General features: G+C 39.3%; 17 protein-coding genes and 2 riboswitches. Of the genes, 12 read left to right on the top strand and 5 right to left on the bottom strand.

Going from position 1 to position 18,547, the window contains the following annotated elements; genetic code table 11:
• Positions 1–39: 39 nt before the first annotated feature.
• Positions 40–1,293: a beta-ketoacyl-ACP synthase II gene (gene fabF / locus ABE41_RS17205; protein WP_156774305.1), complete on the bottom strand. Its 1,254-nt coding sequence runs from the start codon at positions 1,291–1,293 to the stop codon at positions 40–42.
• Between the two features lie 81 nt (positions 1,294–1,374).
• Between fabF and ABE41_RS17200 the strand changes: the two genes are divergently transcribed.
• Complete coding sequence (locus ABE41_RS17200) at positions 1,375–1,632, top strand: metal-binding protein (protein ID WP_253805374.1); 258 nt, start codon at positions 1,375–1,377, stop codon at positions 1,630–1,632.
• A gap of 5 nt (positions 1,633–1,637) precedes the next feature.
• Here the strand turns inward: ABE41_RS17200 and ABE41_RS17195 are convergent, their stop codons facing one another.
• On the bottom strand, positions 1,638–2,198 hold the full coding sequence (locus tag ABE41_RS17195; RefSeq protein ID WP_066293016.1) for an HNH endonuclease signature motif containing protein: 561 nt from the start codon (positions 2,196–2,198) through the stop codon (positions 1,638–1,640).
• 304 nt (positions 2,199–2,502) lie between these two features.
• Between ABE41_RS17195 and ABE41_RS17190 the strand changes: the two genes are divergently transcribed.
• Positions 2,503–3,333, top strand: coding sequence for a copper amine oxidase N-terminal domain-containing protein (locus ABE41_RS17190; RefSeq protein WP_066293014.1), 831 nt, complete (start codon positions 2,503–2,505; stop codon positions 3,331–3,333).
• 75 nt (positions 3,334–3,408) lie between these two features.
• On the top strand, positions 3,409–4,548 hold the full coding sequence (locus ABE41_RS17185; protein WP_066293011.1) for an SGNH/GDSL hydrolase family protein: 1,140 nt from the start codon (positions 3,409–3,411) through the stop codon (positions 4,546–4,548).
• Between the two features lie 55 nt (positions 4,549–4,603).
• On the opposite strand, the gene ABE41_RS17180 is transcribed toward ABE41_RS17185, so the two are convergent.
• Positions 4,604–5,872 (bottom strand): copper amine oxidase N-terminal domain-containing protein, encoded by a 1,269-nt coding sequence (locus ABE41_RS17180; RefSeq protein WP_066293008.1) that lies wholly within the window; start codon positions 5,870–5,872, stop codon positions 4,604–4,606.
• 31 nt (positions 5,873–5,903) lie between these two features.
• Positions 5,904–5,996: riboswitch (cyclic di-GMP riboswitch) on the bottom strand.
• Positions 5,997–6,335: 339 nt separating this feature from the next.
• Here ABE41_RS17180 and tapA point away from each other — a divergent pair.
• The 7 genes from tapA to ABE41_RS17145 all read left to right on the top strand — a co-directional run bounded on the left by tapA (position 6,336) and on the right by ABE41_RS17145 (position 10,674).
• Positions 6,336–7,148 carry an amyloid fiber anchoring/assembly protein TapA gene (tapA, locus tag ABE41_RS17175; protein WP_083207856.1) on the top strand — a complete coding sequence of 271 codons (813 nt, stop codon included), beginning with the start codon at positions 6,336–6,338 and terminating at the stop codon, positions 7,146–7,148.
• A 21-nt stretch (positions 7,149–7,169) separates the two neighbouring features.
• Positions 7,170–7,736: a signal peptidase I SipW gene (sipW, locus tag ABE41_RS17170; protein WP_253805372.1), complete on the top strand. Its 567-nt coding sequence runs from the start codon at positions 7,170–7,172 to the stop codon at positions 7,734–7,736.
• Positions 7,737–7,823: 87 nt separating this feature from the next.
• The gene (locus tag ABE41_RS17165) at positions 7,824–8,498 is read left to right on the top strand and encodes a TasA family protein (RefSeq protein WP_066293003.1); all 675 of its coding nucleotides are present in this window, start codon (positions 7,824–7,826) and stop codon (positions 8,496–8,498) included.
• A gap of 67 nt (positions 8,499–8,565) precedes the next feature.
• A complete protein-coding gene (locus ABE41_RS17160) occupies positions 8,566–9,459 on the top strand; it encodes an LPXTG cell wall anchor domain-containing protein (protein ID WP_066293001.1) in 894 nt (297 codons plus the stop codon).
• Between the two features lie 3 nt (positions 9,460–9,462).
• Positions 9,463–10,089, top strand: coding sequence for a class D sortase (locus ABE41_RS17155; protein ID WP_066292996.1), 627 nt, complete (start codon positions 9,463–9,465; stop codon positions 10,087–10,089).
• A gap of 24 nt (positions 10,090–10,113) precedes the next feature.
• Positions 10,114–10,437 carry a helix-turn-helix domain-containing protein gene (locus ABE41_RS17150; RefSeq protein ID WP_066292995.1) on the top strand — a complete coding sequence of 108 codons (324 nt, stop codon included), beginning with the start codon at positions 10,114–10,116 and terminating at the stop codon, positions 10,435–10,437.
• A 3-nt stretch (positions 10,438–10,440) separates the two neighbouring features.
• Positions 10,441–10,674, top strand: a complete 234-nt coding sequence (locus ABE41_RS17145) for a hypothetical protein (RefSeq protein ID WP_066292992.1) — start codon at positions 10,441–10,443, stop codon at positions 10,672–10,674.
• Between the two features lie 239 nt (positions 10,675–10,913).
• On the opposite strand, the gene ABE41_RS17140 is transcribed toward ABE41_RS17145, so the two are convergent.
• Positions 10,914–11,369 carry a stalk domain-containing protein gene (locus tag ABE41_RS17140; protein ID WP_066292989.1) on the bottom strand — a complete coding sequence of 152 codons (456 nt, stop codon included), beginning with the start codon at positions 11,367–11,369 and terminating at the stop codon, positions 10,914–10,916.
• 26 nt (positions 11,370–11,395) lie between these two features.
• A riboswitch (cyclic di-GMP riboswitch) is annotated at positions 11,396–11,479 on the bottom strand.
• A 220-nt stretch (positions 11,480–11,699) separates the two neighbouring features.
• Between ABE41_RS17140 and ABE41_RS17135 the strand changes: the two genes are divergently transcribed.
• On the top strand, positions 11,700–15,185 hold the full coding sequence (locus ABE41_RS17135; protein ID WP_066292987.1) for a S8 family serine peptidase: 3,486 nt from the start codon (positions 11,700–11,702) through the stop codon (positions 15,183–15,185).
• A gap of 37 nt (positions 15,186–15,222) precedes the next feature.
• Here ABE41_RS17135 and ABE41_RS17130 read toward each other — a convergent pair whose 3' ends face one another.
• Positions 15,223–16,203 (bottom strand): nuclease-related domain-containing protein, encoded by a 981-nt coding sequence (locus ABE41_RS17130; RefSeq protein WP_066292984.1) that lies wholly within the window; start codon positions 16,201–16,203, stop codon positions 15,223–15,225.
• A gap of 335 nt (positions 16,204–16,538) precedes the next feature.
• On the opposite strand from ABE41_RS17130, the gene ABE41_RS17125 reads away from it, so the two are divergent.
• A complete protein-coding gene (locus ABE41_RS17125) occupies positions 16,539–18,506 on the top strand; it encodes an LTA synthase family protein (protein WP_066292982.1) in 1,968 nt (655 codons plus the stop codon).
• Positions 18,507–18,547: the final 41 nt, after the last annotated feature.

Genomic DNA, 18,547 nt, shown 5'->3' with positions numbered 1-18,547 from the left:
AACATTATTTCCTCCTAGATGTAAATGAAAGGTGAAATTTCAATATCTCCCATCAAATTGTTGGAAGATCAAGGCGGTATTATGGCCTCCGAATCCCAAAGCATTACTCAACGCTGCTTTAATAGAAACCTTTCTCGTCTGGTTTGGGACGTAATCCAAGTCACAGTCGGAATCTTTCGTATGTAAGTTAATGGTAGGAGGAATAAGACCGGTCTTAATTGCCATTAATGTAAATATAGACTCCACTGCGCCAGCTGCCCCCATCATATGACCTGTCATCGACTTAGTGGAGCTGACCGGAACCTCGTAAGCTCTATTATGTAAGAACGTTTTGATTGCCGCTGTCTCAAACCTGTCATTATAAGCTGTACTTGTTCCATGTGCGTTGATGTATCCAATATCATCTTTACTTAATCCTGAATCTAAGAGTGCTCCTTCCATCGCTCTTACAGCACCTTCTCCTCCTGGAGCCGGGCTCGTGATGTGGTAGGCATCAGAGACAGTCGAATAACCTACAATTTCACCATAAACAACAGCATCTCTTTCAATCGCTGATTCATGTGACTCTAGAACCAATGCACCCGAACCCTCACCCATAACAAGCCCGTCTCTGTTCTTATCAAAAGGACGGCATGCACTTTTCGGGTCTGGATTCGTAGAAATGGCTCCCATCGCGCAGAAGGCACCTATACCCAATGGAGTCAAAGAGGCTTCAGATCCTCCAGCGATCATGACATCAGCTTCACCTCGTTGTATCACTCGAAACGCATCTCCAATTGCATTCGATCCCGATGCACAAGAAAGGACTGTGCATGTATTAACCCCTTTTGCTCCTAAAGAGATGGCAACTTGACTAGCCGCCATGTTCGAGATTACTGTGGTAGTAGAAAAAGGATATAAGTTTTGATATCCACCTTCTTGGAGATCTCTATAGGTATCTTCAAAACTTTCGATCCCCCCGATTGCTGTGCCAAAAGAAACACCAATTCTTTCTTGGTCTATCGTTTTACCTGGTATGATACCTGCATCCTTAATTGCCATAATAGAAGAAGCGACAGCGTATTGTGTAAAACGGTCCATACGATGTCGTTCATTCACCTTAATGTAATCAGACAGGTTAAAATCTTTAACTTCTGCGGCGGTTTTAGCTGAAAAATGGGTACAATCAAACCTTGTTAACATTCCAATGCCCGACTTTCCCTTAACGGCCGCATCCCAAGTTTCTTCAAAAGTATTCCCTAGAGGTGTCACAGCACCCATACCCGTAATAACAACTCTTCTCACCGAAAACACCTACCAATAATTTGTAATATTGTATATTTCTACAAAAATTTACCGATTTCCTTTTTAATCGACAATTTTTCCGATGATTATTTGAGTATTCATTACACACTTATGGATGTGAATGGACAGCTTTATAAATGTGAAGTTCCAGGTAGATTTGGTGGTAATCGTAAAGGGGAAATTTATGGAAAATTGGATTGTACAGCTGCAATGCGTGCTATTAAAAAAGGCGGGTATGTAAATCAACGAGTATTCTTTGCGGATGAACATAAAGCATTAGCAGCAGGGTATCGTCCTTGCGGTACATACCTTAGAAGACAATATATACAATGGAAAGAAAATAGATAATCTTACTATATTTTTTTTGCTGCTAAAAACCACTCTTTAATATATGGAACTTGTAAGTATCCGGAATTTTCATTTACCAAATCTATAAACCACTTAAGCTGTCCATCCCAATTTTCTAGTTTACCTGGTGGGTATAACATCCAACCTAGCTCTTCTAAGGTAAAGTTGGCCTTAGCGCTATTCCGCATCATAGAAGTACTCACCAGATTTTCATTCATGTTATCTCCACCTTTCGTGATCGGTACTATATGATCAATAGTGGGCATGAGGTCCCAATAGGCAGGATGACATTCACTCATCTTCCAATTTGGATGAAACGGGAATTCTTTGGGATAGTTCATCGAAAGAATTCTGAGCACCGGTGGAAATATTAACTTTTGACCGCTGTACCGATCGATAAATCCATCTTTCATAAAAACCCGCAACATCAAAGCTTTTGAATAAGTTCGCTTTACATATTCTATCTTTTTAAAGGGATATTGGTGATTAATTAATTCATTACCAGAAGCTTGATCTCCGGATTCAACAAACTGACATAGTGATTTAATTAGATCTGCTTTATTCATGTAATGTCTCCTTTTGTTTTTGATTGCGATAAAAGACAGAAATTATACAATACCCAAATAGAGAAAATAATAGTATAGAACCAAATGTTTGTAATACAAGACATTCATATAACGGTGTCATGAAAAAGTACATGCAGGGTTTGGTTAACTGTGAGAAAGAGAATTGAACGAGCAATTACTCGTTCTTTTTTTATTTAGAAAAACCATTTATAGTACAAAATGTATATTATTGGTAGTATAATAGTTTAGACATTACATGTACCTTAACAGATATTGAAATGAATCGATAACTAGGAGGTCAGGGATGAAAGGAATTCTTATTTTTTTATTTACCTTTTTTATTGTATTTGGATTATCTTCAATAACTCAAGCTGCAGACAACATTAAAGTCCAGATCAATGGCAGCTTAGTCAATTTTGATACTCAACCCTTTGCTGAGGGCGGCAGGGTGTTGGTACCATTGCGTGGGGTTGCAGAGGAACTGGGAGCTGAAGTGAATTGGTATCCGGCAACAAACGGTATAACAATCAAGAATGGCATGAAATATATCCACTTTAAATTGAATTCTAAGTTGGTTCTTATTAACGGAGAAGAAACGATCATTGATGTTGCACCTGCTGCTAAGAATGGCCGTGCTTTCCTCCCACTTCGTTTTATTGGTGAGCAATTTGGATCGGAGGTAAAATGGTCACCCAAAGAACAAACCGCGTATATTTTTAAGGGAGAACTTACAACTCTACTAAAACCGTTTTATAAAGGCATGCCTCTCAACAAAATTGACAAGCTTGTAGAAAAGATAGACTATTGGGACCTTGCGTATGGAGAAGGTTCATTAACAGCTAAAACAAAAGTTTATGGAAAGGACGCCTTATTCCTTTTTTATATTAAAGATCACGGATTGAAGAATCTTCAAATTGCTTTCGAGGATTCTGGAGATTCACTGGAACTTGGTAAGTATTATAGTGAAAAGATGAAAGCTGAATTAGGAGCATACATTTTAAATAAAGAAACATATTATGATTTTACATCAGAGTGGAATCAATACAGCAAAGCTTTAGCCACTCGTTATAATCTGAATACACAGAAGGCTGAAGAGGGAAAAGTGTCAGTCACTATTAATAAAGTGTTTGAGTAAAGATTGGAAGACCGCATTCATCATTTTCATTTTTGGAAGCGGTCTTTCTTTATGAGAAGAAAAGGGGATGAACAAATGTTTTACACTAAAAAGAATTCAGTTTTCGTTTCTTTGTTATTAAGTTTTGCACTGTTGTTTTCGTTGCTGTTGTCAAATGTGACAACCGTTCATGCTGAGACAGAAACGAAACCGGTGACTTATTTAGCACTTGGGGATTCTTTAGCTGCAGGTCAAACCCCTTATTTTAAAATTGGAAAAGGGTATGCAGATTTACTGGCTGAAGATTTAAAAGAAATCGGATTTTTAAATTCCTTTAGTAAGCAGTATGCTTTTTCGATGTATACCTCACAAAAAGTACTTGATGATATTTTAAATGATGTACGAAAAGGTAAGGACGATACTACAGGAATCAGAGCTCATATTGCAGAAGCAGATATGATTACGTTAGATGCTGGAGCGAATGACCTCCTTCAAAAGATGAAACGAACAGATGATGGGCTATCTATTGACCCGGTGGATCTTTCTGAGGTTTTAACACAAGTTGAAAACAATATAAAAGATATTTTAGTAGAAATCAAATCTCTTAACCCACAAGCAAAAGTCTATGTAATGGGTTATTACAATGCCTATCCATACTTGCCAGCTGATCAGCAAGAACAGTTTCTACCTATATTAAACGAATTGAACGATACGATAAAAGAAGCTGCCGTTAGCGAAGATGGCGTTTATGTACCAACAAAAGAAGCAATTGCAGTAAATGTTAAAGTCAATCTTCCAAACCCTTCAGACATTCACCCTAGTGTAAAAGGATATGAAAAGATTTCAGGAGAGTTCTGGGAAGTTGTATTACCTAACATTACAAATCACTTGAGAGAATCCATATATGTGAATGGGGTGTTCCAGACGTTTGACCAAGATCCAGTTTACATCAATGGACGAACACTGGTCCATGTGCGCGGGGTGTTCGATGACTTAGGGGCGACTGTCAGCTGGGATTCAAAAACAAACTCGGTGATCATCAAAAAGGGTACAGATGTGGTGAAGCTTGAACTAAACTCTAATAAAGCTTATAAAAATGGAGTTCTCTTTAACATAGATGCTTCTGCAAAAGTAATTAATAACAGAACGATGATTCCACTAAGGTTTATCTCAGAATCAATAGGAGCAAAGGTAAAGTGGGATGCAGGAACAGGGAACATTTTTATAGCAAATTAAGATATTTAATATATTTTTAAATAACCCCCACAACTTTTAGCAGTGGGGGTTATTTCTATTCTACGACGTAAATCCCGCCGGTTTCTTGATCCCAAACAACTTCTGTATCAAAAGATTCTCCAATAAAACGAACAGGGACCATCGTACGTCCGTTTAAAGCAATCGCTTCTTGATCGAGTTCCACTGTTTCACCGTTTTTTGTAGCAGACTTCTCACCAATTTTCAGTGTTATCGTAACTCCGTCTTTTGTTGCAGTAACAGTTTGCGTTTTGTTGTCCCAAGTGATCTCTGCACCTAATGCTTCAAAAATAGCACGAAGCGGAACAACGGTTCTGTTCGCGATGACTACTGGCTCTTGGTCGAACTCCACTTCAACATCATCTACAAAAACTTTTGTTTTCTTTTCTTTTTTGCTTTCTTCTTTATTTGTTTTTTCTGGTTTAGCTGTTTCGATACGATCTAATTGCTCTTGAGCCGCAGTTTTTAAGGAAGCAGCTCTTTCGTTCAATGCTGTAATTTCATCAGCATTATCCGTTTTGCTTTCTAATCCGGAAATCTGTTTTTCAACAGCACTTAATTGATTAATAGAAGAAATTAGTTTGCCACGAACGCCATTTGCGCTTTCGTATTTTTCTTCATCATCGAGTTCTTCCTCTTCTTCTGCAACTTCTTCAGACTGTTCTTCATCATCGGAATCTTTATCGGTTTCTTCTTCTTCAGTGTCATCTTCTTCAGTTACGTCTTCTTTAACATCTTCAGTGGAGTCTTCCGCTGTATCTTCATCAGTTTCAGTCTCAGTGTTTTGTGCAGAAACTTCTTCTGATGCAGGAGTTTCATCTTCTACAGGTTCTTCAGTTGCTGGATCATCTTCCACTGGTGGTTCTGCAGGAGGTTCTTCTCCTTCGACAGGTGGTTCCTCTTCAGTTGGAGACTCTTCCTCAGAAGGTGTTTGTCCACCTAAGATGCTGTCGAGCTTATCCGTTGCTTCACTAATAAGCTCTTCAATGTCATCCAAACGCTCGCTGATCTGCTCAAGCTGTTTTTCAGCACCTTTTTTTTCTTTGTCCTTGCCTTTGCCGTTATCTTTACCTTTCCCATTCCCTTTATCGTCATCTTCCTCATCGTCGTCTTCATCTTCTTCGGGATCGTCTGTATCGTCATCGCTGTTGTCATCTTCGTTGTGTCCTTTGCCCTTTCCACTATCCTTTTGGGCAACAAAATCCTTCATGCCTTCAGCAGCCGAATATGCAGGTGATGCCAAGACAATCGTGGCAGCTAAAAAGCTGAAAGTGAGCTTCTTGTACCAAGTTTCCTTCTTTTTCATTCCCTTTCCTCCTTGAAATGTTTGTTAGGGTAATGGCAGCTGGCTGACATCGACCGGATGAATCCAATCATTAGCCCCTATAGCTTTGTGACACTGGATTTCTCCAGTTGTACCCTTCAATTTATATCGGTTTAAAAGTGAATTTTATGTAATATTTTGTAAGGTATTATGTTAGGAAAACTACTGAGTTTATGATGGGCTTTATGAGGATTGGAAAGTAGTGTGGATTTTGTTAGAGGAAAATAATTCTCGGGGTTTATGTGATAGTTTTGAATTAAAATAAGTTCATTAAAAAGAACATAAGGTTCTTTAAAAATTACAAAAATGTATGAAAATTGAAGAAAAAGGAAGGTAAATAGTACATTTGTACATTAAAAAGAACAAAAATGAGCTTAAATGAGGGTTTTTAAAGTAGGTATAACGTTCTATAATAACAACATAAACGTTCTTTAAAAAGAACAAGTTGAGAAATCATCCTCTAATAAAGGTGGGGATTGTCATAAGAAATAAACGGCTTAGGAAATTTAGAAATAAACATTGGGCTTATTTATTTACCATTAAGGTAGCAACCATCTTTTACATTTCGACATTTTCATTGATGTTTTTATTAGGAACAACCAGCGCTTATTTCAATGATATTGAAACTCTAACCCTTCCTTTAAAAACAGAATGGGAAGTACCTGATCCACCAGATTCGACTGATGATTGGGAGAAGAGTTCTTTAGAGTTTATTGGAGAATCGAGTTTTGCAAACGGTATATCTGCCACCATAAAGAATAGTGGTAGTGATATGACTGATTCTGTTGACTATACAGTTTATTATATTCCCGAGGGTAATCCGAAATTTGGAGTAGAGGTTTACAAAGATTCACTACCTTTATTGAAAAAGGATGAAATTTATACCTTGCAATATGCAACGACTACTCCTGGTTATTATAAATTTAAAGCAGTTCAAAGGGAAGGACATGGGAATAAATCAACAGGTGGTAAAGGAAACCCAGAAAAAGCATTATGGAGCGAGACTATTACTTTAGGAGAAGTTCCTAAAAACCCTGATGGCATAATTGAAAACCCTGAAACACCAACAATTACAAATGACTCACCTGACACAACTTCAGAAAATCCTGAAATTACGCCAGAAACTCCTAATACAGATGATTCACCAGATACTGAATTGCAACATCCAGCAGAAGATAGTACTGAAATTAATGAAACAAATAACGATGATACAGAAAACATACAGCAAAGTGAGACAACAACTGAAGAAACACAATAAAAGATTATGAGGTGAAAAATATTGATTAAAGCAAAGATTTGGATGAGTAGAATCATCACTTCCATATTATTTTTATCCCTTTTATTCATGGCCTTTGTCGTCATTTCATCTAAAGCTTCTGGTGGAGAACCGAACTTCTTAGGCTATCAGTTAAAAACGGTTCTTTCAGGATCAATGGAACCGAGCATTCAAACAGGATCTATTATCGCGATTAAACCAGGCGGAGATATGACCCGTTTCCAAAAAGATGATGTTATTACTTTCATAAAAGAAGACAATTCCCTTGTAACTCACAGAGTTTTGGAAGTACGAGGTCAAGGTGAACAAACACAATACGTTACCAAAGGTGATAACAACGAAGATCCGGATAAAGACCCAATACTTTCTAAGAACGTTGTAGGTGAATACAAAGGATTTACAATACCTTTCTTAGGCTATGCTATAGATTTTGCTAAATCAAAAGAGGGTACAGCAATACTTTTAATACTACCGGGTTTGTTCTTATTGATTTATTCAGGGATTACAGTCTGGCAAACGGTAAGAGAATTAGATCCATCAAAAAACAAAGAAACAACAATTAATGGTTAATTAACTTCGGTTGAATCCCCCTTATTGGGGGCTCAATATAAAAATTACATACCCATGAAGAGTGGGCGATAGGGAGGAAAAAAGTAAATGAGTATCAAAAAGAAAATCGGTTTAGGAGTAGCTTCTGGGGCATTAGGATTGGCAATGATCAGTGGGGGAACCTGGGCAGCATTCTCAGATTCGGAGACTTTAGCTGACAATGATTTTTTTGCTGGGACATTAGATTTAAAACCTGAAATGGAGTCTAGTGCTTTATTCGAAATTAGTGATCTTGCTCCAGGTGATACAATGACAAGAAACATTAATCTTACAAACGCTGGTTCAGTTGATATTAAGCATGTTTGGTTTGATGTTACCTATACCCTAAATGATGTAGCTAACCCTACAGGTGTCCCAATTGATCCTAGTAATATGAATAAACTTGAAGATGATATTAAAGTTAGTATTTTCAACCTTGATGGATCACCATTAGAGGCTATGAAGAGAGATAATACTACTTTGGTTTTAACAGGACTTACTCTTAAAGAATTGAGAGATCTGGGTGAAGTAGATATTAGCCGTAACGGATTAGCTGCTGGTAGTGGTGATTCTGATCGATATGAAATAAAACTAGAATATGTAAACTTAGGAAATCAAAATCATCAACAAGGAGATTCAATAACTGCTCAACTCATATTCAATGCACAGCAAAGAGATGGAATGGAACGTGCTAATACAGGAAGTGGAACTCCTACAGGTAATGGGGATGTAATAACTGATTAAAAGTATGAACGAAGGCGGGTTAAACCCGTCTTTTGTTCTATATGTAAGGTGATGAGAGGAGAATATAATGAAAAAAATTATATTTTTTTCCTTTTTATACACATGTGTCTTACTCTTATTGACTATTATTCCTGTTGGGAGTACAGGAGCTACTAAAAGTTCTACTGTTCTAAATCTATCTTTATTTCCCCAAAAACAATTATTTAATATTAGTGGATTTGCCCCTGGGGACTGGGCAGAAAGAAAATTAATAATAAAAAATGATGGTAATACAAACTTTTTTTATAACTCAACAATAAAGAAAGTATCAGGTAATGACTTGCTTTTTAAACAATTACAATTAAAAATATCAACTCCTAATGAGATTCTTTACGAAGGAAAAATAAGTGAATTTTCTACAAAATCTAGATTTCTGTCTAGTTTTAGTGAAGAAATTCTTGATGTAATTATTGTATTTCCTTACGAATCAGGTAATGAGTTCCAAGGTTTAGCTACTGAGGTTGAATTTATTTTGTATGCTGATGGTCGAAACAACCCACCAGATGACGCCGACCCACCGGACCCACCAGGTAACGGAGACCCACCGGACCCACCAGACGATGGAGATCCACCAGACCCACCAGACGATGGAGATCCACCAGACCCACCAGATGACGGAGATCCACCAGACCCACCGGATGACGGAGACCCACCGGATCCACCGGATGATGGAGATCCACCAGACCCGCCTGGTGACGGAGACGGCACAGATCCTCCACCGGGGACAAATGAACCACCAAGCAACAACCCAACACCTACGAAACCGGCTGATCCGCCGAGCAAAGACACAGGTTCTCTGCCGCAAACGGGTGAAGAGAATCCACTCTTTATCATCTTGTCAGGATTCTTCATCTCACTCGCTGGACTTGGTCTGCTGCTCATCAAGAAATCTATTATTCCTAATCCATTTAAACGAGGATAAGAGATGAAGTGGCTCGCATACCTCTTAATTGCAACTGGTTTGTGTATAATGGTTTATCCAAAAGCAAAAAGTGCATATTACTCTTACCAGGAACAACAGCTGTTGAAAGACTGGGAATCTAGTGATGAAGATTCTGTGATCCAACAGAGCTACCAGCAGCTGGATGATGTTTTTTCAGATAACAGCGAACCAAAGCGTACACATGAACCCCAAAAACTGAAGAACGGAATTATCGGAAAGCTAGAAATAAATAAGATTGATTTAACCATCCCAATTATGGAAGGTGCCTCCCAGGCTAATTTAAAAGTAGCAGCTGGACATCTAAAAGGCACCTCTCCTGTTGGGGAGGCTGGAAATTCGGCCATTGCTGCCCACCGAAGCTACACATACGGGAAACAGTTCAACCGTTTGCCAGAAGTGGAAGTTGGGGACACGATTCACGTGGTAACAAAAAACAAAAAGCTTACATATCGAATCATCGATGAAATGATCGTGCTGCCTGATGATTTATCGGTGTTAAGGAAAGATTCATCTGAAAGTATTCTTACCTTAATTACGTGTCATCCCATGAAAAATCCAACTCACCGCTATATTGTAAAAGCTGTTCTGGATAAAGAGGAGGTTTTATAGCAAAGGAAGTTGTTGCTTGTGAATATGCGTCTTGGGAAACAAATTAAGAAATTCCGATTAAGAAAAGGTCTCAGCATCACGAAGCTTGCCCATAAAGCAAAAATATCTAAAGGCTATTTAAGCAGCATCGAAAGTCATAAAACCAACCCGTCTGCGCATATGATACAAAAATTGGCTAAAGCGTTGGAGGTACCTGTGGAACAATTGTTAAATATTCAGGTAGAGCTGCTTGATCCTGAATGGGTTGAGCTTGTTACGCAAGCGAAAGAAATGGGAATTAATAAGGAAGAAGTGCGCGCTTTTCTTGCCTATGAAGCTTGGAAACATTCCTTGAAAGAAGAGGTGTGAACGGTGATCCGGTTAGGCAACGGTTTATACATCTGCCATTTGAACGGCCACATCTTAAAGGTCGTGTATTTAGGGAATAACGAATGCGAAATATACCTCGGTGATGAGTATCAGGGGAAAGCGCATTTTGATTACGTAAAAAAGAAACTGAACCTCATGGAGAAAAGATGGAACACTTCTAAACTCGTACACTATAAATTTAGAGAGTTTCAGCCGACTCTTGATTATACTGTTTGATGGGGAGCTAATCTTTTTGGGATTGGCTCTTTTTTTATTGGTGGATATGTCGAGGATTGTCTGCTCGCGAGTATATTGAAATTTTCGTGAGATTATGTAAAAAATCTGTGAGATTAACCCCTATTTTCGTTAGAATAACAGTGATTTCCGTGAAATTACAGGTCATCAAATACCCAAAGTAGAAAAAGCTGCCACATAAAGTGAGCAGCTTCTTTCTGTACATAGTTTTACCCCGATGACTAGTTAATGTACAGCGTGTTATCTTCTTCGTTAAACTCAAGTGTAACGCCAAGTGCACGTTCGATGAACTTTAACGAGTTGATTGATTTACCAGAATAGATTTTTGAAGGGATGATTGCAAAAAGCACATCTTCGTTATCAAATTGGAAGAAACGCGGGTGAAGTCTTAGCGTGTAAGAAATGTCACCGCGTGTTGCTGTAATGCTTTTTTCATTATAGACTACACTTCCGCCGTTTGCTTCTGCAATAGCTTTAACAGGCAGGATCAGGTTTTCTCTAAACAATCTTGCTCCTGCTTCCTCTAATTCTAGTACTTCACCTTGGTAAACAACAGTTACCATTTCGGATTCTTGCTTATGTTCCTTTTTAGCAGCAAAGCCCGTTGTTCCTGTTGCAGCAACAGCTGTGAATGCTAGAGTCGTTGCGGTAACCCATTTTGCCAATGATTTTTTCATACCAATTCCTCCTAAAGTGTAATGGTAATGGCAGCTGGCTGGCGTAGTACAAGACCTTAGCCCCTATAGCTTTGTGACACTGAATTTCTCCAGTTGTACCATTTAAGTCTTAACCGCGGCATACCGATAACTAGTTAAACGGGTAAAAACTATATCTTTTTTATCGGTAAAAAAGTCCTTATTGTTAGGTATCTTTTAAACATTTGTTTAAAGTTTTTCTATTAAAATGATAGTAATATATTTTTGTAAAAATTTGTAAAGTAGTTTGATAATTTGCTATACTAGTTTACGAGGGGTACCAAAAATTTCTATTTTAGAGGGGTTGAAGGTATGAACAAATGGCATAAAACGCTGGCGTCGCTCGGACTGTCTGTCAGCTTAATAGGCTCAAGCTTTGCGCCTGTATTTGCCGAGACGGATAATTACTCTGTTGAAAAGAGTTCCATTCCGGTCTCTGAACTATTTAAACCAGGAAGTCGAGTTAAGGAAAATCCGTACAACTTGGCTAAAAAGAAAGACCAGATCAGCGAAACTACATTACTCGTCAAGTACAACAAAACGTTGTCCACGAGTGAACACAAAAAAGCGGGAGCAACACTACAGCGCAGAATGTCGTCACTAAAGTACGATGTTGTTAAGATCAACAGCGGCAAGAAAATGGAAGACGTTATGAAGGCGTACAGCAAATTGGGGAAAGTAGATATCGTTTCTCCGTCTGCAAATTTCGTTAAACTTGGGACGACTGATCCGAAAATTGATCAGCAATACCACATGTCTCTTTTAAATGTGGACAAGGCTCAATCTATGGCTGGTAAAAACAAAGTACGTGTTGCGGTAATCGATACGGGGATCGATTCAAAGCATCCTGAATTAAAAAACAAACTGCTGCCGTCCTATAATGCGGTAAACCCAATGAACCAGGGGACGCCTGATTATCATGGGACGCATGTTGCGGGTATCATTGCCTCAGAAAAAGGAAATGGTGTCGGCGGTTATGGGGTTAACCCAAACGTAGAGATTTTACCGATTGATGTTTTTGACCGAGGGATGGGTGCATCAGATTACGTAATCGCAGATGCCATCATGTATGCGATTGAGAAAAAGGCAAAAGTCATCAACATGAGCTTAGGGAGCATTTTCCCGTCACCGTTGATTCAAGATGCAGTAGCAAAGGCTATTGCAGCTGATGTAACGGTTGTTGCTGCAGCGGGAAATGAAGGGATGAACCTGAACAGTTATCCTGCAGCTTTTGAAGGGGTAATTTCTGTTGGTTCCACAAACAAGGATAATATGCTTTCTACTTATTCTACATACGGACCATCTGTGGACGTAGTAGCACCAGGTGAGAATGTATATGCACCGCTTTATGATTATGAGAAGAAATCCACTTTCTATAAACTGAGCGGAACATCCATGGCATCTCCAGTAGTAGCGGGTGTAGCTTCACTTTTATTATCAAAAAATCCGAATCTTAAGCCGAAACAGATCGAGTACATCTTAGAACAAACCGGTAAAGATCTTGGTGCAAAAGGCTACGATGTAAAGTATGCGAACGGTCTTGTGGATCCTGTAAAAGCATTGTCTTTTGACACTTCCAAAATTCCTAGCTCTGTATATGTAGCGAAGAGCAAATCAAGTCTGTTAAAAACGGCTGAAAAAGTAGATGTATCTGAGAAATTAGTCAAAGAAGGCACTATCAAAAAGGCATACGAAGAGCAGTTCATTCAGTTCCCAGTGAAAAAGGGTGAGTATGTACAAACGGTTTTAGAAGGTTCAGCTGATTATGACTACAAGTTTACGTATTATTTGGCAGGTAAAGCAATCAAGCCTCTTCAAAAAGATGTGAACAAGACGCTTGAAGGCAAAACAGAAGGACATTTGTATGAAGTGCCTGAAGACGGAACGCTTGTGATTGGCGTTAGTGACGTAAACGGAAACTACAATGCGGATGGAAAATCAGCGTACAAACTGTCTGTTGAGAAGTTTGATCGTTTACTAGAAGATACAAATACACGTGAAAATCCGGTAGCGGTTGAATCATTCCCGTTTGTATCCGAAGGGGAAGGTGACTGGACGTTCACTGGACACGACGGAGATTCTGATTTTTATTCGTTTAAAACAGAAGAGTCTCAGATCGTGAAAGTTGCAATTGGCGGTGTTCCTGGAATCGACTCGACGCTTAGCTTGAAAATGATCGAGCCATGGCCGGAAGACATGCCTGAAGATATGCCAGAGGACATGCCTCCAATGGAGCAGGAAATGGATATCGTAAACCTGAAGCCAGCTGGTGAAGGGGAGGTTCTAACTTTTGAAGCTATGCCTGGAATGGAGTATGTGGTCGAAGTTGATAACCATACACCAGGATTCTTCTTCCCAATGAGTTTGTTTGAAGATGGAATGAACCGTGAGTATCCTTCTTCTCATGTTCCGTATTCATTAACTATTGATGCAAAACCTGTATCTGAAGATGAAGATGGCTTCCCGAATGGTGGGCATCTGGAAGAAGAGTACATGGAAGGCGACATGGATGTTGAAGAGTACATCTCTAGGCGCAACGAGTACAAAAAGAACCACCATGATTCAATGGGTGGCGAAGATGACTGGATGGAAGAAGAAAAAGCAATGCTCGAGCGCATTCGCGAAGCAGCACTTGAATATGATCCCGAAGCAGGTGCAGAAGGATACTTCCAATATGCGGGTGATGAAGATTTCTACAAGTTTGAAGTAGAAGAAAGTGCAATATTTGAAATTGACTTAAGCTCTTCAGAAGCCGTTCCAGCAATGGAAATCATGAAGATCATGGAATTCGAAGATGGTTTTACAACACTTGTACCTGTAGCAACGAACATCACTTGGGGCTTCATGGACATTGAAACAAAAGATAAATTTTCTGCAGGGCTTCAGTCTGGAGAAGAATACTTTATCCGTGTGATGCATCCAAACTATCAGCCGAGCTTTGACAAGTACAGCTTTACTTCAAAAGTTGTGGTTGAAAATCCTGAAGATAAGTACGAACCAAACAATGATATCGAGAAAACACCAGTAAAAGACATGCCAGCTGAAACGGTTCGTGGTAACTACGCGATGAACGGCGACTATGATGCTTATTATGTAAAAGCAAAAACGAACGGATTGTATGGTGTACATTACAAAACAATTGCACCTACAAAAGAAATGCAGGAAAAATATCCTGACCTGCTAAAACCGATTGATGGCGTAATTGCCATTTTGGAAGACAAAAACGGCAACCGCATTTTAGATCCGGAAGAATATAGCTCTGCACGTATGTATGACAAGAGCTGGGATAGCGGACCGGAGCAAGGTTCATTCCAAGCGAAAGCTGGCAAAGGATATTTCGTAATCGCTGACCAATGGCTGTGGGATTTCCCAAGTCCGAACCTTAACGAGTACGAACTGACTGTAAAACCAGTTAACACGAAGGATGAAGATGCTGGATCTGCTGTGAAAAACAACATTCCATCCAAGCCGATCAAGCTGAAGCGTACGGCAATGAAAGAGTGGGAAAGCAATGGCCACCTGAATGCAGGAGTAGCAGGCGGAGACGCTGATTGGTATTCATTCAGCTTCATGGCTCCTCACTCAGGTCAGATCACATTTGCAAACGATCAAATCGATGGCGTGATTAGCCTTTACGACAGCAAAGGCAAGCTTGTCGCAACATCTGATACGTATGCATTGGGAGATGCTGAAGTGTTGAACTACAATGTAAAAGCAGGGAACTACTTCATTAAAGTAACCGATGTATTCGGTAATGCATCCTTAACACCATATTCGTTGAAGATGAAGATCAATTAATTGTAAGAGGACAGCTCCTTCTTTAGGGGCTGTCTTTTTATTTTAAGTTTAGTAAGGGTAATAAGTTGTAGGAACGAGATTTTGTAGAACCTGTATAAGGAAGAATGAGTGCTTTCAGCAAATGGGTCGTGATACTTGTGGATGGAAGGTGTAAAAAGTATTTGCACTCTCTGTTCGTAATGGTAGGGGAAATAAGAAGGGCATAATCTTTAAGTGCTTCAATATGGGCTATTTTAGATTTATGCGGACAATTGAGACACCACCAATTTGCTCCTTTATAGTACATGGTGAAAGGCTGGTCACATTTGGGACATAGAACGCCATTCAATAATTCATGTTTGTCCATTTGAAACAGATCGCAAACATCTGGATCGTGGGCGTCATGTAATTTAAACAATTGTTTACTAATTTTCTTCATCTCCTTACTCGACAATATAGAAGTTTGATATTTTTGCTGGAATAACGTGAACTTATGATGAAGTTGAGCACTCTTGATAACTCTTGCAAAAGCCTCTTTATATGAAGGGGAGAATTCTACAATTGTAGATGGATTTGTAATGACAACAAGCCTTTCAATAGGAATGGCAGGAAACTTACACTGCTTCAAAATTTGATTTAAGTGGTAACTTTGCCGCTTTACCTGCTCAATGGGGTCTTCAAAACATTCCCTTTTTCCATCAAGTGTCCGAATCATCTGTTTTACCTTATCATCAAAATAAAGGTGTCCGGCAAGGTTCTTAATCTCTAAAATGAGTAGAAATGTAGGAGTAACAATAAGTTGATCCATCTGAAAATAGTATTCATCATGCATGATTCGTAAGCCGGGAAGAAAAAGGAGCCCGTCTTTTGGCAAATAGCGATAAAAGTATTTCAGTGATTGTTCACCAGAAAATCCAGCTTTAAATCTTCGGTAACTTTCCAAGATTTGAGGTCTTTTATGACTTGTGGGAGAACTTCGCTTCAATAAGACCTCCAGTTTTTTAATAATTACGGGTGGTTTTAGTTCGATTTTACTCATAACTATTCTCCTCTTCTTTTTTATAGCTGTTGAAGCTATTTTGGCGCATTCTTACGTAGGATGGCAAAAGGTAAAAATGGTCCATTTTGCTCTAGGATTTTGTTAATCTCACGAATTTCGTTAGTAATCTCACGAAAATGAACCTTAATTTCACGAGTTTTTAAGGAATCTCACGAGAATAATAATATACTCGCGAGCCGACACACCTCGACACATCCACCATTAACAAAATGTACACTACCTACTTAAAAATGGGTAAACTCCCATCAGGGACGTTTGCCCTTTTTTATATAAAAATGTAAAATGAGAAAGGTACTGAAAGGGGATACAATTGAATGATTCTACAAGGTTTCAAGCGTTGGGGATGGGACTATTTTTTCTATGGTGCCTTTCTACTCGCTGTTTTTCTTAAACTCTATTTATTTGGCGCTTTTTCTGATACAGTTTTCGCTCGAACAGGCCTTGTTGGCTTCATAAAAGAGAGCCTGAGCAAATTATTAAATGAAGGAACCATCATTGGGTTCTATGCAGGTTTAACGTTAATCAGCGTCGGGGCACTATTGCTAGTTTCTTTCTGGACGCTTTTCTTAAAGCAAAGCAAACGCTGGATCAGCTTACTTATCCTTAATGCGGTTCTAACGTTTTTAATCGTAGGGGACCTTATCTACTACCGATATTTCAACGATCTATTATCGATGACGGTGCTGTCTCAAGCGAATCAGGTCGGTGCGATTTCTGGTAGTATACTAGATTTATTCCAGGCAAAAGATATTATTTTCATCTTAGACCTCATCGTCCTTATACCGCTCGTTATTATCTTAATCAAACGTGGCAACGGGAAACTAAAAGCTCGTATGGTAACACGCGGGGCACTGGGACTTGCTGCATTCGTGATCGGGTACCTCTTCGTTATGAGCCCGATAAACGAATACACGAAAAAGTACGGATCAGCTCTTTTTGCTAGCAACTGGTACAACATGGCGCTGTACAGTCAAACCGGTCTTTTAGGATTCCACGGCTTTGATATCTATCGCTATGTGAACGAAGCGGTTTTCGAACAGAAAAAGATTTCGGCAAAAGAGTCCAAAGTAATTGAAAACTGGTTCAACGATCATCAAAAAGAGATGAGCAATGAAACGCCGTTTTATGGAGTGGCGAAAGATAAAAACGTCATTATGATTCAACTCGAAGCCTTCCAAAACTTCGTGATCAATCAAAAAATTAACGGCGAGGAAATCACGCCGAACATCAATAAATTAATTAACGACAGCATGTACTTCCCGAACTTCTCGCTTCAAACGGGGCAAGGCCGTACATCAGATGCGGAATTCTTGGCAAACGCATCTCTTCATCCGTTATATTCGGGATCGGTCTATGTTCGCTATCCAAGCAACACGTTCGATTCGCTGCCAGGCATCTTAAAGCAAAACGGCTACGAAACAGCGGCGTTCCATGCATACAAAAAGAGTTTCTGGAATCGTTATGTGGTGTATGATAACTACGGTTTTGACCACTTCTTCGGTGAAGGCGACTTTAAAGAAGGAGAGATTGCAGGCTGGACACTTGGGGACAAGCCGTTCATGCAGCAATCAGTGGACGAACTAGTCAAAATGAAAAAACCGTTCTACGGATTTATGGTCGCACTCACGAGTCACCATCCGTATAATATCCAGTCAAAATTCCGTACGCTGAATGTAGGAGAATACGAAGGTTCGATTGTCGGCGACTATCTGCATTCTGTTCACTATGTAGATGAAGCGGTCGGCATGCTTGTTGAACGTTTGAAGAAAGAAAACCTGTGGGATGAAACCGTGCTACTTCTATATGGAGACCATGACTATGGTGTCGATAATAATGAAGCGATGATGAAAATCGCGGGGGAAGATTTCACTCCGTACAATATCGAAAAAACGTTCCATGAAGTGCCACTCGTCATACACTTACCAAATGATGAAGGAAAAGGTGTGTATGAAAGAACGGGCGGACAGCTCGATCTTTCACCAACCATTCTTCATGCATTAGGGGTTCCGTTCGACGATCGTTACATGATGGGCGGCAACTTGTTCGAAGAGAAGAATCAGCTTGTCGTTCAGCGTGATCTTTCATTCACAAATGGGGACTACACATACAAATCATCAGTGGACGGATTCTTTGATAAAGGAACGTGCTTTGATGGGAAGACCGGGAAAATTACAGATATTAACCTTTGTAAACCAGCTTATGATCAAGCTAAAAAAGAACTGAACATCTCAGATAAAGTTATATTTAGTAATGTTTTAGAAAAGTTTATGAAAAAAGAATAGCTTAAACATTGGACCTATCATAATTGATGGGTCCTTTCTAT

Origin of the sequence: Fictibacillus arsenicus (assembly GCF_001642935.1) — a bacterium.
In the GTDB taxonomy this organism is placed as follows: Bacteria; Bacillota; Bacilli; order Bacillales; family Fictibacillaceae; genus Fictibacillus; species Fictibacillus arsenicus_B.
The sequence above is the reverse complement of the archived record's forward strand: the minus strand, read 5'-3'. Positions and strand labels throughout refer to the sequence as shown.

Coding starts and splice junctions, on each gene's coding strand:
- ABE41_RS17195 (WP_066293016.1), bottom strand. CDS start 2,198: ATGAATAAAGCAGATCTAATTAAATCACTATGTCAGTTTGTTGAATCC.
- ABE41_RS17190 (WP_066293014.1), top strand. CDS start 2,503: ATGAAAGGAATTCTTATTTTTTTATTTACCTTTTTTATTGTATTTGGA.
- ABE41_RS17185 (WP_066293011.1), top strand. CDS start 3,409: ATGTTTTACACTAAAAAGAATTCAGTTTTCGTTTCTTTGTTATTAAGT.
- ABE41_RS17180 (WP_066293008.1), bottom strand. CDS start 5,872: ATGAAAAAGAAGGAAACTTGGTACAAGAAGCTCACTTTCAGCTTTTTA.
- ABE41_RS17165 (WP_066293003.1), top strand. CDS start 7,824: ATGAGTATCAAAAAGAAAATCGGTTTAGGAGTAGCTTCTGGGGCATTA.
- ABE41_RS17160 (WP_066293001.1), top strand. CDS start 8,566: ATGAAAAAAATTATATTTTTTTCCTTTTTATACACATGTGTCTTACTC.
- ABE41_RS17155 (WP_066292996.1), top strand. CDS start 9,463: ATGAAGTGGCTCGCATACCTCTTAATTGCAACTGGTTTGTGTATAATG.
- ABE41_RS17150 (WP_066292995.1), top strand. CDS start 10,114: ATGCGTCTTGGGAAACAAATTAAGAAATTCCGATTAAGAAAAGGTCTC.
- ABE41_RS17140 (WP_066292989.1), bottom strand. CDS start 11,369: ATGAAAAAATCATTGGCAAAATGGGTTACCGCAACGACTCTAGCATTC.
- ABE41_RS17135 (WP_066292987.1), top strand. CDS start 11,700: ATGAACAAATGGCATAAAACGCTGGCGTCGCTCGGACTGTCTGTCAGC.
- ABE41_RS17130 (WP_066292984.1), bottom strand. CDS start 16,203: ATGAGTAAAATCGAACTAAAACCACCCGTAATTATTAAAAAACTGGAG.
- ABE41_RS17125 (WP_066292982.1), top strand. CDS start 16,539: ATGATTCTACAAGGTTTCAAGCGTTGGGGATGGGACTATTTTTTCTAT.